This window comes from Halobacterium sp. KA-4 (assembly GCF_021028995.1).
In the GTDB taxonomy this organism is placed as follows: Archaea; Halobacteriota; Halobacteria; order Halobacteriales; family Halobacteriaceae; genus Halobacterium.
Map to the genome: position 1 here is coordinate 1 of NZ_JAJJZG010000021.1, position 14,161 is coordinate 14,161.

General features: G+C 55.7%; 16 protein-coding genes and 1 pseudogene. 6 read left to right on the plus strand and 11 right to left on the minus strand.

From position 1 onward, the window contains the following. The first annotated feature begins 369 nt into the window (after positions 1-369). Positions 370-1,173, plus strand: coding sequence for a DUF7537 family lipoprotein (locus tag LPA44_RS15490; protein ID WP_230890419.1), 804 nt, complete (start codon positions 370-372; stop codon positions 1,171-1,173). A 129-nt stretch (positions 1,174-1,302) separates the two neighbouring features. On the opposite strand, the gene LPA44_RS15495 is transcribed toward LPA44_RS15490, so the two are convergent. The 3 genes from LPA44_RS15495 to LPA44_RS15505 all read right to left on the minus strand — a co-directional run bounded on the left by LPA44_RS15495 (position 1,303) and on the right by LPA44_RS15505 (position 2,996). Beyond that, a complete protein-coding gene (locus LPA44_RS15495; protein ID WP_230890420.1) occupies positions 1,303-1,491 on the minus strand; it encodes a hypothetical protein in 189 nt (62 codons plus the stop codon). 397 nt (positions 1,492-1,888) lie between these two features. Then, positions 1,889-2,284 carry an HVO_A0114 family putative DNA-binding protein gene (locus LPA44_RS15500; RefSeq protein WP_230890421.1) on the minus strand — a complete coding sequence of 132 codons (396 nt, stop codon included), beginning with the start codon at positions 2,282-2,284 and terminating at the stop codon, positions 1,889-1,891. 136 nt (positions 2,285-2,420) lie between these two features. Next, positions 2,421-2,996 (minus strand): hypothetical protein, encoded by a 576-nt coding sequence (locus LPA44_RS15505; protein WP_230890422.1) that lies wholly within the window; start codon positions 2,994-2,996, stop codon positions 2,421-2,423. Positions 2,997-3,223: 227 nt separating this feature from the next. On the opposite strand from LPA44_RS15505, the gene LPA44_RS15510 reads away from it, so the two are divergent. After that, a complete protein-coding gene (locus LPA44_RS15510; protein ID WP_230890423.1) occupies positions 3,224-3,484 on the plus strand; it encodes a hypothetical protein in 261 nt (86 codons plus the stop codon). A gap of 246 nt (positions 3,485-3,730) precedes the next feature. Here LPA44_RS15510 and LPA44_RS15515 read toward each other — a convergent pair. The 3 genes and pseudogenes from LPA44_RS15515 to LPA44_RS15525 form a co-directional block, all read right to left on the minus strand. Continuing rightward, positions 3,731-3,895 (minus strand): annotated as a pseudogene (locus LPA44_RS15515) (zinc ribbon domain-containing protein); the annotation flags it as partial. Positions 3,896-3,913: 18 nt separating this feature from the next. After that, a complete protein-coding gene (locus tag LPA44_RS15520) occupies positions 3,914-4,435 on the minus strand; it encodes an HVO_A0114 family putative DNA-binding protein (RefSeq protein WP_230890424.1) in 522 nt (173 codons plus the stop codon). A 6-nt stretch (positions 4,436-4,441) separates the two neighbouring features. Further along, positions 4,442-4,741 carry a toxin-antitoxin system TumE family protein gene (locus LPA44_RS15525; protein ID WP_230890425.1) on the minus strand — a complete coding sequence of 100 codons (300 nt, stop codon included), beginning with the start codon at positions 4,739-4,741 and terminating at the stop codon, positions 4,442-4,444. 225 nt (positions 4,742-4,966) lie between these two features. Here LPA44_RS15525 and LPA44_RS15530 point away from each other — a divergent pair, with 225 nt between their 5' ends. The 3 genes from LPA44_RS15530 to LPA44_RS15540 all read left to right on the plus strand — a co-directional run bounded on the left by LPA44_RS15530 (position 4,967) and on the right by LPA44_RS15540 (position 8,608). Next, on the plus strand, positions 4,967-5,830 hold the full coding sequence (locus tag LPA44_RS15530; protein WP_230890426.1) for a hypothetical protein: 864 nt from the start codon (positions 4,967-4,969) through the stop codon (positions 5,828-5,830). Between the two features lie 68 nt (positions 5,831-5,898). After that, positions 5,899-7,536 carry a hypothetical protein gene (locus LPA44_RS15535; protein WP_230890427.1) on the plus strand — a complete coding sequence of 546 codons (1,638 nt, stop codon included), beginning with the start codon at positions 5,899-5,901 and terminating at the stop codon, positions 7,534-7,536. A gap of 454 nt (positions 7,537-7,990) precedes the next feature. After that, positions 7,991-8,608, plus strand: a complete 618-nt coding sequence (locus LPA44_RS15540) for a hypothetical protein (RefSeq protein ID WP_230890428.1) — start codon at positions 7,991-7,993, stop codon at positions 8,606-8,608. 21 nt (positions 8,609-8,629) lie between these two features. Here LPA44_RS15540 and LPA44_RS15545 read toward each other — a convergent pair whose 3' ends face one another. Both LPA44_RS15545 and LPA44_RS15550 read right to left on the minus strand, forming a co-directional pair. Then, positions 8,630-9,109 (minus strand): hypothetical protein, encoded by a 480-nt coding sequence (locus tag LPA44_RS15545; protein ID WP_230890429.1) that lies wholly within the window; start codon positions 9,107-9,109, stop codon positions 8,630-8,632. Between the two features lie 120 nt (positions 9,110-9,229). Further along, a complete protein-coding gene (locus tag LPA44_RS15550) occupies positions 9,230-9,625 on the minus strand; it encodes a hypothetical protein (protein WP_230890430.1) in 396 nt (131 codons plus the stop codon). A 183-nt stretch (positions 9,626-9,808) separates the two neighbouring features. On the opposite strand from LPA44_RS15550, the gene LPA44_RS15555 reads away from it, so the two are divergent. Beyond that, positions 9,809-10,786: a HEPN domain-containing protein gene (locus tag LPA44_RS15555; RefSeq protein WP_230890431.1), complete on the plus strand. Its 978-nt coding sequence runs from the start codon at positions 9,809-9,811 to the stop codon at positions 10,784-10,786. 244 nt (positions 10,787-11,030) lie between these two features. Here the strand turns inward: LPA44_RS15555 and LPA44_RS15560 are convergent, their stop codons facing one another. From LPA44_RS15560 to LPA44_RS15570, 3 genes are all read right to left on the minus strand, one after another. Continuing rightward, positions 11,031-11,474 carry a hypothetical protein gene (locus LPA44_RS15560; RefSeq protein WP_230890432.1) on the minus strand — a complete coding sequence of 148 codons (444 nt, stop codon included), beginning with the start codon at positions 11,472-11,474 and terminating at the stop codon, positions 11,031-11,033. Then, on the minus strand, positions 11,467-12,369 hold the full coding sequence (locus tag LPA44_RS15565) for a ParA family protein (RefSeq protein WP_230890433.1): 903 nt from the start codon (positions 12,367-12,369) through the stop codon (positions 11,467-11,469). Before LPA44_RS15565 ends, LPA44_RS15560 begins: the two co-directional genes overlap by 8 nt. A 601-nt stretch (positions 12,370-12,970) precedes the next feature. Then, the gene (locus LPA44_RS15570) at positions 12,971-14,095 is read right to left on the minus strand and encodes an outer membrane protein assembly factor BamB family protein (RefSeq protein WP_230890434.1); all 1,125 of its coding nucleotides are present in this window, start codon (positions 14,093-14,095) and stop codon (positions 12,971-12,973) included. Positions 14,096-14,161 lie beyond the last annotated feature (66 nt).

The window sequence follows — 14,161 nt, forward strand, 5'->3', positions numbered from 1 at the left end:
CACCACCGCCGCTGCTCGACCGGCTGATCGAAGACGCTCAAAAGATCCACAAGCAACGACCAATCTTACAAGAGACGCTCGCTACCACTACACAACCGAGGTGTGAGGCTTAACTAAAGACGGATGAATCTTCGACATAGGCATCGGCGGTTTCCCGCTTCATTCCACTAGTTCTGACGGTCGAAGCCGACGCTGTCCAGCGATTCACCAGAGCCATCTTGACCCATAAATTCCTCAGCAGCTCTAGTGAAATGGGCGCGAAGTAGGGATGCGAAATTTCCGGGTAGAAGTCAGAGTCGTCGCCATGCTGTCTCAAAGTGTGCATATTAACCAAAGTTAAATGCGGAAGAAACTGGATGATAGTATCAAATGACGAAAAGAAAATTTCTGTCAGCCATTCTAATCTCCCTTCTCATTTTGAGTGCAGGCTGCAGCGGGATGACAAACACATCAGGGCCGAATACGACGGCCAACACTCCGAATACGACGAGTCCCTCAAGTGCGGAACCTGAGTCCGGGAATCCATCTCAACTCGCACCCGGACTTACCGAAGCGGGTGTCACCGACGCGTGGGCGCTGGCCCAAGCCCACCGCGACAGTCTCGATAACGTCACGTACACCGAACGCAGCTACCGCTCAGTCCACACCAACGAAACACTGCTGCAAAACGTCTCCACCACACTGATGCGCGGCCACGGTGAACGCTACATCTACGAATTCCGCACCTACGGCACGGAAGACGCCCCCATTCCGAACCTGACGGTGTTCCGCAACGACTCAACGCTCGTCCAGCGAATAAGCTACGAGAATGGAACAGTTGCGTACACCGGCCCGGAGAACGCTGCGACACCCCAGACAGAACAATACGGAAACGTCTACTCAATTCTCAGCGCGAGTAACACAACCGTTGTGCGCTCAGTTGAACGGAACAGTACGACGCTCTACCAGGTGACTTCGGTCGGCGCTCCCTCCGAATCCTCCACGTATGCTGGTGTATCCAACTACGAAATGTCCGCGCTTGTCGATTCAGATGGGCTTGTCCACGAATACGAACTTTCCTACAGAACCACCCGCGACGGACAAGCAGTGAACATCGCCGATAGTCTCCGATTCACTCATCTCGGAGAGACGGTCGTTCAGCCGCCTGAATGGGTTGTAGAAGTAGAGCAGTAGTTGCGTGAATCCTCTGTACTTAGCGAAGCTATGAATCACATCGAGGCGGATTCTTACCAGCGGATTCGGAGTGAAATAGGCACTCAGTAGGAGTGAGGGTGTAGTGACAGTAGTTGCGATCGCCCTCTTCTATTCTTGCCTAGACTGAACGGCGTAAATGCCGATTGCAACTCCTAAGCCAATTCCGCCAGCAGTAATGCCTGTTTCTACAAGACTATCCTCAAACACCAGAATCCCGATTAATACCCCGACGATGACAGCAGTGAGGAATCCAACGAAGGCAAATCGAAGTGGAGATGCTTGTTCTTGGAGAGTCATAAATACTGATACGAGGAGGTGATTATTAAAATACTGCTCTATCTTAGAGATAGACATACGTTCTGTACTTAGCGATTCATCGAATCCCGAGAAAACGAGTTTCCGCGTGAACCCATGGGGTTGCGCGCTAAGAGGGCTGATTTCCGAGATATGCACACGAGATCGGGAATCCTGTGTGAACAAAGCGTTGGGCAGATTGGAGGAGTGGCCCGTTCAGACGCTGATTCAAGGAGATACCGTGCCGTGAGCGTGCTCTTGTTCACACGACCGGAGGAGCACCGGTAGCGCGAGGTCACTCAACCAACACGGCCTTAACCAACATCCGTCGGCAGATTCGGCCAGTGTTGGTTAACGCTGAGAGCGAGAATAGCATCGACCCAAGCGAAGAACCAGTCCGCTAGGCGTTTGCTGCGTCCCGTTGGGCTCCCGTCGACGTCAGCGGGAGGTCGACGTCGATCTCGTCGTACCAGACGACCGGGCGTTTTGCCTGTCCATCTTCCTTGAGTTCGAGGAGGCCGTAGTCTGCGAGCTCGTTGACGTTCTCCAAGACCTCCGGCGGGTTCCGGTCGACGAGACGCGCGAGTTCCCGAATGCTGGCGGGGTTGTGTTCGACGATGGCTTCTAGGAGTTCGAGGTTCGTGCTGCGGAACACCCGCCCGAACGTTTCGAGGTCTTCGATGGCGAGCGTTGGATTGTGGGGCGCGACGTCCTCACCAGCATCAATTGCTTTGAGGTGGTCTTCGAGGCCGCTGCGGTCCGGCGAACTAATCGTGACGTGGAGTGTCTGAGTCATGTTGGGGGTGTGTATTCATTCGAGATGAGCCGTACCCTTAGACGGGTCGGGGCAAAGGAGAGGAATGATTACTCTCAGGGAGGTCTGGTGAAACGACTGATATGCGCGTCTTAAATTTCAACCTGACCGTTAACTTCTACGGCTCGATTGTCGCAACTGTGGCACAAATCTGGTCGAGTTCCTGATGTGCTATATAATAGCTGCACGCGACAGCAAAAGGAATGAACGCGACGACGCTTTGAGATGCTACGGCAGTGAGTATTGTTGTCGTTAGCAGAAATTCCCTATTCACATCGTCGTAAACCTCCTTAAGGCGTGCCTGGATTCCATCTTGACCACAGAACAACTCATAGTGTTCCTCGACGATATCATGAATTAACGATTTTCCTGGGTAGAGGAGATACTCATGGTTAATCTCCCGAGCCCTGAGGTCAGGAAGATTGATCTTCCCGCGAGAAGCTTCTTCTGCAAAGCCAGTTGGTAGATCGCTCGACTGAATCTGTTCTCTCGCCCTTAAATTCGAATCTAATACTTTGTCTACCGCCACGTGGAATTGGGTCTCCAGAATGTTGAGATTACTAGCGTGATCTCTCAGATCCAACGCGAAAAGAAACGCCCCCTGTGCATAGTGGTCGTGTTGGTACTCTTCTCGCCCTAATTCCGCAAGCGCCTCTTTGATGAGCGTTTCTTCCCGAGTATCTATTGGAACCATGTCACACTGGTTGTAAAGTAGGGTGAAAAATTACCCGCCCGGAAATCTAAACTTGATTCCGGTGACTACCCTAGGGTCAAGGCCCGAGACACTCGGCCTGCTCAGCCTGTAGATGTTCTCCGATGTCAACGGCCCCGCGCACGGTGAGCCGGGGAGTCAGCCGTGCTACCTAGTTTGAAGGAGCTCAGCAGAGCCGGATTTTTCTTTTTGGACTGGGTATCGATGATATGGACTGGGTGACGCTTCTGGCGGGTGGCCTCTTTGCGCTTGCGTGGCTCATCGTGGTGTATCAATCACGGACAGAGAACTGGACGCTGGGACGAACCACTGGCTGGCTTGTGTTTCTCGGTGGTGCAACCATTGGAGCGTTCTACGATGAGGTCGTCTCCGCTGAATCAGCGCTTCTCCCGTGGATCGAACCAATTGCCGCCCTTATTATGTTCCTCGGAATCGGTATTGCAGTGATCCGTACGCGTCGTAGACATTGACCGCCTCCCACCCCTAAAGGCGTGGAATTCCCCGAAAGGGATATCAGGTTGCGCGTTTCCTCGGCAGCTCAGGGACGCTTTCGCGTCCCGCGTCAGCGGTCGCCGTCCGGTTACGACCGCGGGCGTGCTTTTCAGCGCGTACAGCCGGGTCAACGCGGCCTTCCTCCCCGGTCACGCCGGGCGTCGGCGAAGCAGACGGTGGAGTGTTCAGTCCACAAGGCCGCACGGTTCGTGGCACCCGAAGTGCTACACCGTGCATGGTTCTCCCTCCCGTTGACGGATGTTCTCGGCGGCGTTCAGGTCGGCATGCCGGCCACGGTCGCACTCAGGACACGAGAAGTAGTCGCCGTCACGCGACCCTTCAGCACCGCAGGCCGAACAGCGTTGACTCGTCTCGAACGAGTCAACTTCGTGCGGAATCGAGGTCGGTCAGGCGGGGGCGGCGTCGTCGGCCGAGGTCGGGGTCGAGATTTCGAGACTGACCTCGATGGAGTCGTAGGGGACGAACGGGCGCTTCGCCCGGCCGTCCTGCTCAAAGTGGACGATATCGTAGTCAGCGAGGACCTGCAGGTCGTCGTGGACGCTCTTGACGTCACGGTCGAGACGCTCGGCCAGCTGGCGGATGCTGTCCGGGCGGTCGGTCATGATGCTCCGGAGGAGCTCAACGCGGCGGTCGGTGAGCAGCGCTCGGAGATCGCTGGGGTTCTGGAAGTTGATGACGTGTGGGACCTCCTCGCCGGCTTCCCAGCGGTCGAGGCGGTCGAGCGCGTCCTGGCGGTGGGCCTCGTCGGAGTCGGATGTGATCCGCAGCACCGAGGGGTAGTCCTCAGGGCCGCGGTCCTCAAGGAAGCCCGCCTCGGCTTCGACGTCGTCCATCACGATCTCCTCGGTCTCGGAGTCGGTGCTGTTGACGTCGTCGGTGTCGTCGGGCGTGTTGGATTTGTCAGGCATGGTGGGTCACCTCTCGCGGCGGTCGTCCATTTCGTCGTAGAACGTCTGGGCGTGGGCTTTGAGGGCGGTGTACTCGATGTCGTCGTAGACGCCGGTGGGCGTGTGGTAGTGATGGCGGTCAACGCCTGGGTGGTCCGGGAAGTTGTCGAACCGGAGCAGCGTTCGACCGTCTTCGGCCATGTACTGGAATCGATACTTGACGCCCTCGGGGTAGTCGTCACTTTTTGGGATGGCGGTCGCGATCATCTCGTATCTGGAGCCGTCGGCGAACGTGTCTTCGTCTTCGTAGATGATCGTCGATCCCATCTGTGCTCCCTATGTTGGTGTAATGCGCCAACATAGAATAAATCTTTCCGTTGGTGTGGGGAACCAACATCATCTTAGCTGGAGCCATTCTGCCAGTATTTGGGCTCGCGATCCTATCGAGCAGCCAGCCAGTCTTAACCAACACACTCAGTCAAAGCACGCAATATGTTGGTTAATACTCAGGCACCCGAAAGTGATTTTCCGGTCGCATAGATTATCTAATCTATGCCAGACCAGCGCCGCCGCGCGGCCCTCGCTTCCATCGGTACAGCCGCCGTCACGGCCCTCGCCGGCTGCAACTCCACCTCCAACAATTCCAACGACTCCGAGAACGGAGATGCCACAGCCGCGACAAACACGTCGACGTCCACGCAGTCGTCGAACGCAGATGTCTTCGAGGCGGTCGAGCCGACCACTGGCAGCCTCCCCACCGAGAACGAGGAAGGCGCAGTCCTGGACGTCGCACTCACGGACACATCGATCTCCGCAGTTACCCTCCGCAACAGTAACGGATCCGAGGTTGCCCGCCGTGAACTCGCTACCGGCACCGCAACACAGCTGCCTCTTACCGGGATTAAAGCCGGTGCGTTCGACGTCGTTGCCGTCAAAAACGGAAATGTTGTCGGAGAGCAGTCGATTACGCTTGAACGGAGTTTCGAGGTCGACAATATTACTCTCGCCAAGTCCAGCGGGGTTGGCTCAGATAAGCAGGTGACTGATAAGATTGCTCTGGAACTGTCGAATACGGGAGATCTCCCGACGCAAATTGAGGTACTACGTGTTGAGGGGGACGTCCCGAATCCGACGCCGCCTCGCTTCGAACGACCAAGGATTAGCGGAAGGGCGACTGCGGAATTTAACCCGGGCGAATCGATGACAGTAACGTCTCGTGGGTCACCGTTAACGGGGGATTCAGACGAGTTGTGTACGGGTGAGTCGCGAAGTGCAGATGTCGTTCTTGAGACGGCACATGAGCATGTGGCGACCGTAGATCTCGATTTCACCTTGTTTGGTAGTCAAGTGCAATCTGTGGGGAGTGTTGGCTGTCAGGAGTCGTCAATTCAGGATTGGACTGTTAGCAAGTCGTAGCCAATTCTCATTTTCTAGAACGTTTTATTGACAAAAATATAATAGAGATAGAAATTGTGAATTAATCTATGCCAGGAATCGGACAGACAGTTAAAAATGCCATCTACGACGTTATTGGTGGGCTCGTCGAACCAGTCCGTGGATTCGTCAAGTGGTTATTCAGCCTCGCAGCGGACTACCTCACCAGCACCCCCTACCCCGATAATCTCTATTCATTTGGCAGCCCGACGAAGGATCCGTGGGCGACCCTCTTCCAGAACATATACAACGACACCGTCATCCTCCTCCTACCGACGCTATTCGGGCTAGCGCTTGGGCTTGCGATGTTCTTCAACATTTTCACGCCTAAACAGAAGCAGACGAGCATACGCCGAGCTGTCTTCGCTTATCCGCTCGCCTATTCATGGTGGTGGTTTGGCGGTTGGTTCCTCAAATTCAACAACGACCTCGCAGACGTCATTCTCGGAGGTGCAGCAGACCAATTTGCATCAGCAATCACCGGATCTGCCACTTCTGCAGCCGGCACAGGTATCGTCGCCCTGCTTATCTATATCGCTGGTTCAAGCGTCCTACTGGTAGTTATTGCTGTTTTCCTACTCCGGCGAGTCGGCATCTACGCCTATATGGTCGCGATGCCCATTCTGTTGATGTTCTGGATTGTCCCCATCAAGCCCGTCGAGGGATGGGCAAAGAGCATGATGGGGAAATTCATCCCACTCGTCTTAATGACCCTCCCGACCGCCTTACTACTCCGAATTGGCGCATTACTCCTCCAAGGCAACGGAGGGGCCGCTGCCACAGGAACCGGCGGAATTGGGGCAGGGATGACGTCAACAGTTCTTGGATTCGCGACGATTGCGGGTGCAGCGCTGGTTCCGAAGTACGTGTTTTCGTTCTCGTCGCAGGTGTCCCGGGCTGTCCGAACGGGGTCGCGGGCAGGCCATGGGGTGTCTCGTGGGGTGCGAGCATCAGGGGCAAGCGCAGCGGCGGCGAGTGGTGGCGGCGCGCCACAGGCTTCGGATACCAGAAGTGGCGGTAGCCGTAGTGGCGGAACGTCGAGCGCGTCGAGCGAAGAACACAAGCACGACCCGAAGACGGACTTCTCGTCGTCGCGACGGATGCGGTCGCAACGACGTCGTCGTCAGCAGCGTGCCGAACGCATCGGATCAGGTGCCCGGAAGGCCGGTCGAAAAGCTGTTGACGGGACTGCACGCGCCTCAAAGAGCGTGCTACGGAACAAGCGTGCAGACGGATCGACGGCACGCGGTGTGGCTGGGGACGCGAAAAACGCAGCGAAAGGCGGAATGAGTGGATATCGGCAACGGATTAACGAACGAATGGCCGTTCGGAGCGAACAAGTCAAAGAGAAGTTCACTCCCGGAGACAACTCCGGTGGGAACGCCCCGACACAGACGTCTATCGACGATTATGACGATGGACGTGGGGAACCACCTGGATTTGAGGACCCCTCACAAACTGGCCTCGAGGAGTATGAGGACTCAGCCGGCAACGAGGGTCCGGGGACAACGACAGATGCCGGTCCTGACGTCGAGGACGAGAGAGCGGGCGGGAGGGATACCGAGATCAACAGCTCGCCGCGAGAGTTTGGGTCGCCGTCGACGAACAGGACGCCCGATGAAACCGAACAAATAGACGAAACCGGGTCGTTCTCTCAGAGCACAAATCGCCAAGAGAGCGACGACTAGCTGTTAGTCTACTCGACGACGAGCTCCCGGTGTTGTAGCGATGCTTTGCCACTACGGACGTAGCAGTCGCTCAGCGTGAAGGGAAGCGAGAGCGCGGGTGTGCATCCCAATAGTGGCACAAAGCGACACCCACACGCGCCCTCGCAGTTCCAACTTACTGACGTTACGTTAAAAGCCATTCGTCGGCTGCCTATCAGTAGTCATCAATACGGTTTCTTTATTCAGCGGATAAGGTGAAACGCCCGGTCAGTACAGTATATCTACGGAGCGGCTAAAGAAGGTCGTCGATCCAGTCGCACCACGCTTGGAAGTCGTTGGCGCCACATTGACTGGCGTTGTTGCGTAACATATCCCCGCCAATCTTTCTCTATGGGAACCGTCACGTTTCGTCTCTCGTCAGTTTCAAGACGATGTTGGCGGAGGTTTAAGGAATTCTACTGCTTCTCCCCGGCAAATGCTTCACTCCCTCTGGGAACGCGTTCGACTCTTCTTAGTTGAAGGAATTGCTCAGATACCTGGGCTACGGTTGGTGGTGGCGTTAGCTCCCATCATCTCCGGCTGGTTCACACACCATCTGGTGAAAGACGTTTCAATTGGCGCGGACGCCGAGCTCTCCGTCGTTCACCAAGACCGCGTAATCGCGCCAATACGCCTTACGTTTTCTGTTGAGAATTGGAGTCCCGACAACATCACCATCGATAGCACCCATTTACATATCGGACTCAGGTGGCCAGACCCAGCCCTTGAATCAATAGATTGGGATCGTGAAACAGTTCCTGAGCCACCCAGCACTGTCTTTGTCGAACCGATAGCTGCGAAAGACGACGGAGAGTTCAATATTGAATTCATCCCACCCCGGTTTCTATACTACACATCCAGTGCTCGGACACTCTACGTCACCGGCACGGTGCAGGTGAACACGACGTTCGGCAAGGAACGCGTTCGTGTTCGGGCAAGCGCTCGTATCGAGGAACACCACATCGAGGACGACTTCTACCATGTGAAGGACGACCTCGAACGCGGGTTCAGCCTTCCCGGAGAATCGAGAGAAGAACAACCCACGATGGAATAGCTCGCTCTAATTTCTACCCGGTTAGAGGATGGAGCCTGTTTTCTGACGCTTCCGCGCGAGCCAGGTGAATCCGGCCAGCGGCGCGATGAACGGGATGATTGACGGCACGCAGTACGCCCACCAACGGAACTTGATACCCGACTTCTCGCTAGTGGAGCTGATGTCTAGGTACACAGAGATTGGTAAGATAATCCAACCCGCGAACAACGCGACCGCGAACAACGTCTCCTGATTCAACAACGCGAACAGTGCCAGCCAAAGCACTGCGCCGAGCAATACACCTGCCGTCCACACGACCGGCGGTACGCCAAACCGGTCAGCAACCCCAGACACCGCACCTGCCGCCCTCGCACCAACACCACCATTCGAATCCTCCGACTCGCCGGTATCGTCTTCAGGAACGTTGTAGGGTTCGCTACGATCCCATTCGTCCTCAGTGCCGAATGCCCACTGAATCAGTCTCACCGACCCGCCAACAACCATCACACCGAAGGCAAGCATGATGGCACCCCAAATGATGCCGATGATAGAGAGAATCCCAGCAATCCCACCGACAACACACAGTCCGCCGATAACGAGTCCGAGGATGCCGACAACACCGCCGACGACTTGCTTCGTACCCTACTCCGCGAGGCTTTCTTCGCCCCAGCTGGTTTTCCCCAGCTTGGCCTCACTAGTGATTGCGTCTACAATCGCTCCACTGCCGTTCTGAAGCGGTGGCAGCTCGTACACGTCGTCACCAAGGGTGACGACTTCGATGGTTTTCGTCGCGACGCCGGTGCGTCGGACCGTCTCGATGTCGGCCAGATCGATATCGAGATTGAGCTTGTCCGCTTCTTCCTCATCGACACTGCGGCCCTTCTTCGCACCAGTGATGATGCGCTGTGTGGTGACGATGACGATGGCGTTGTCGCGGATACTATCCCCCAGCTTTGTGCTTTTGGCCGCGAGAACGGATTCGCCGTCGCGCAAGTCGGGTTTGACTTGCAAATCGTGGATTGTTGGGTCGTCGAACATTCAGGCCACCATACACGTGGGTTGGGGCGTGTTACCGAAAATGTTGCGCTGTAGTTACAACTTCGAGACAATACTGGGTGTGGAGTGAACCAAGTGACCGCAAATTGGGACTCCCTGACCGTAAGCCGTAATGTCTCTCCCCCTGACTTGCCGATGAAAATGCCGGAAACACTAGTTTTCGAAATGCAGAACCTCTACATTCCGGAGGACGAAGTGTACGTAAGCGAGGCGTTTCCGATACGCATCGAGCCAGTCGAAGGTGTTGAGGAGTTCGAGAATAACCGGCGGGAGGAGGACAGCAAGTACCGGACAGGGTACTGGTTGACTGCGAAGTGTTTTATTGAGGCGGACGAGGAGCGGGCGAAGGAGTTGGCCGAGTGGGTAACATACGTCTACTCGTTTTATCAGAACCGGGACGTTCGGTGGGAAACGTACTATCCAGAAGGTTCATCGGAGGAAGCCTGCAACCTAGACACGTATCGAATCCCCGTTGACAACACCGGCCTTCGGTTCGTACACGCCGTTCACGAGACAGGGCCAGTGTTCAACTCCAACATCGGCAAGTTGGTGGACGTAGCGCTGACGACAATTGACGAGGCCGATGAGGATTTAGCGACCGATCTCCGCACGAACATCTCGCTGTTCCTGCACTCTGAGGCGACGAAGCTGATGACACCGAAGTTTCTGCTGTTGTGGCTGGTACTGGAGGCGAACGCGGACAGAAATTATCACCGGTATATGAAGAGCCAGCGCGAATACCTGTTTGACGAGGATGAGAAGGAGCGCGTCCGTGAGTACGTGTTGGACGAGTTTGAGGACGAGTTCACTAAGGGGCAGTTGAACCGGCTGGAGTACAATCTCGGGAAGGACTTCATCTTCGAACCGAGCACTCTAGTGAAGATCAAGAAGTACGCCGAGCAAATCGACTTGGGGTTCGACTCGGACGAGGTGGAGGAGATAGTGGAGGAAGCGAGGGACATTAGGAATCAGATCGTGCATTCGATGGACGAATCGGGGCTTCGGGAGAACACCGATATTCTGGTGGACTTGAGGAAGATGGTGATGTTCCTGATAATGCGGGAGTTGGGCGTGAAGCCTGAGTGGCAGGACAGGTTGGCTACGCCGAACATTTTTGGCCCAGATAGCGAGCACGAGTGGTGATGGTGAGTCACTCTGAGGCGGCCAAGAGATTTCGGTGGCGGAATCGAACCGCTATGAAAGCTACGCGCCCTGTATTCAGCACGGGAGTGAGAACCTCTCTTGTTCCTGACTGAGGAGTTAGCGACAGATTCGCATTCTCACTTGCCGATTCAGCCACCTCAGTTTCCGCACCTGTTCTGAATAAAGAAGTCGCGCTAGCAACTACTGCTGCGCCAGACCCTGAAAAGCACAGCAAGCCAACCTGCTACTCGTCGCGAAGTCCGTCCGTATCCCCCTCAATACCGCGTGCGTCCTTGATATACTCCACGAGCACGTCCGAATTGTCCATCACCATCTGGAGCATCGCGTCGTGTTTCTCGGACGTCGTGACGTCCTTCACGCCGTCTTGGACGAGTGCCGGCGTCACTTCCACGTCGTCCACGGTATTCCACTCGTCAAGTGTCGCTTCCCGCACGTAGAACGGGAACTGCGTTGCTTCATCCCCGAACTCGAACGCCTTCGTCGTGTACGGGTCCGTTTCCTCGTTCGCTACCTGTTCCCCGGTCATCGGTTCATCCGTGCCATCATCACTGGTAGTTTCCTCGGTCGCTGCCGTCAATGTCGACGCGGTCGTGGTTGATTCACTGTCGGCATCGTCGGCGTCCTGGTCCTCGATTGTCTCGTCGAGGTCGTCGAACGGATCACTCATCGCGGATCACCTCACCACGTTCGACAATCTGCGCGAGCTCGTCGTACGCTGCCAGTTGGTCACACTCGGGGTCGTAGTCGCGCAGCGGCTCGTTGGCGTCCCGCAGCGAGTTATTGATGGCGTCCCGGTGGCGGATGCCCGGCAAGCCACCGTCGTAGTCGCCGGCTTCGATAGCCTCCCAGTCCTCTGGAGAGATATATGCGAAGTTCGGGACCTTCGATGCCACACCGTCCCGCGTAGTAATCTCCTTGAGAAGTTCTTGGTCGAGCGTTGCTTGGTCGATACGCCGCTGGAGGTCGGACGGCACGACCGCGAGAATGTCGAGGTCGAAGTACCGGCGCGCTGGCTTCACAAGCCGGTTGACCGTGTTGTCGAGGCCAGTCTTGTAGCCGAGTTCCGGTCGCAGCGGGATGATGAGGTTGCCGGTGGCGTACATCGCGTTGTCGTTGAGTTTTCCCCGATTCGCCGGGCAGTCAACGACAATATAGTCGTAGTCCTCACCGAGAAGCGGTTCGACAAGATGCTGCTTGAGGCGAGCAGAGCCCTGTACAGCGTCTTTGAGCGTGGATTCGACACCTTCCAAGTCCGCGTGGGACGGGAACAGGTCAAGGCCGCCAGCGACGTCGACGATGTAGTCACGGGGGTCGGCCTCGTTGACGAGGACCGCTTCGGCGTGGTTCTCGTCGTCATCCCCGGAGCCGTGCTGGTAGGCATCACGTTGCCCGAGGTTGAGTGTCAGGTGGCCGTTGTCATCGAGGTCGATGAGTAGGGCGGTTTCGTTGCGGTGTGCGAGCTCGCGCGCGAGGTTGAGCGCGGTTGTCGTTTTCCCGAATCCGCCTTTCAGGATGCCTACGCACACTGCTCGCGGGGTTTTGTCGGTATCGCTTTGTGCCATATTGGTTTCCTCACCGGATACAACAGTAGACAACTCCTTTAACTTTTCCAAAGTAGTCAAAGTAGATGGAGTAGGTAGAATAGACAGAGTAGATAGAGTAGACAGAGTAGAAATGGGACTATATCGCCTAATAGCCCACAGTAGCCATCTGCTGTAAAGTAGATGGGGTAGATAGAGTAGACGGCTACTTTAGAGTAGATAGAATAGATGGGAGAGTCGGAGAAGATGGAGGAGGAACAGGGGGAGCGGGAGTCGTACTGCAGGGGGACGTCGAGCGGAGATCGGCTGCTCGAACTGGATTGAGAAGCGCGAAATCCGGTTCAGGGGCGAGGTGGAACGCCAGAATGGGCCCGCACTCAGCACCAATCTGGGAATCGTATTGTTACCCGGTCGAGCTACCGGTTTATGGACACGACACGCGTCGAGGGAGGAGCTATGTTCAGGGGCCTTGAATCAGAACAGCGTAGCAGTAGTTGAGACTGATTCTCTTAATGCATATGGTGTGAGCTATCTAAGGATCATCAAGCGTTGCTAAATCTATTTGAGTTCAGTCGAGATGTTCTACTTGCTAACGCTGTTGGCTGTTACCGTAGATCTCGCGTTATGATGGCTGAGTGAGAGCGTATAGAGTTCCGTTGGTTGTTTGTGCAAACACTTGCTCGTCACCGGCACCGAGGAGAAATGTCTCACTGGAAATCGTCGTCTGAGCTTGCTCAAATGAAGAGAGTCTATCGACCCACGTGACCTGTCCGGCATCTGTTCCGACAATAAACCTATCCAAGGTCGAAGTTGTTTGTGTTACGGGCGTCTCAAAGCGTCTCTCATACCGTTCCGTACCGTTCTGAAGTGAGAGCTCATATAATGTCCCAAAAGTTCCAGAAGGTGCTTGCGCTGTCGACTCTGCAACTAAAAGGGATGATTCAGCTTTGTGGACCCCTTGGACTCGGGCATCCATTCCAAATGACGAACGCCACTGGAGCTGGCCAGTTGTCCGATCAAGTGCGGCGACGTTACCGTCTGCTCCAACATATACATGGGTATCGACAGGAAGAGGGCCGACAGTTGTTGACGGCCAGTCCTCCGGCTGCCACGCCCACAGAAGTGTTCCGTTACTGGGTGAGAGTGCGACGACGCCTCCTTGGTTACCGAAGTAGACCGCCGTATCATCAGCTGCAAGTTGGTCGTCTGGTGCGGCAATCACGGTGAAGTCGATTCCATCGATCGACGACTGCTCCCAGCGAAGTGTTCCATCACTCGTCTCAAGGGCTGCAAGAGAGCCGTTCGCCGCATAGAGGGTCTCATCCGAAACAGTGAGCGCTGAAGCGAGGTTATTCACGGCCTGTGTCCACAATTGCTCACCACTCGATGCATCGAACGCGTAGATCTGTGCTTGTGCACCACGGGGGCCGCCTCTCTCGCCGGCGTAGATACGGCCATCTGAAGCAGTGAGGCCAGTTATTCGTTCTAGATCAATATCCCACTGTCGTGTCCCGTCTGTTGCATCAAAAACCGCGAGCTGGCTATTCCCAGATTGACTGCTATGATACCCACCAACTGCAAGCCATCCGTTCGTTACACAGGGTGGGGACAGTGATGTTGGTTCAGGAACTGATGCGGTCCATTGCGTCCCATCTGGCGATTGTGAGAGAATTGTCCCCGAGCAGCCAGCGAGAACACCTGCCAAGAGCGTACCACTAGTGGCGAGGAACGAACGGCGGGAGGGCATACAGAAATCCACCTTACACCCGAATCATATAGACATTCTGGAAGCTATATCTAGAACCCACTCTGT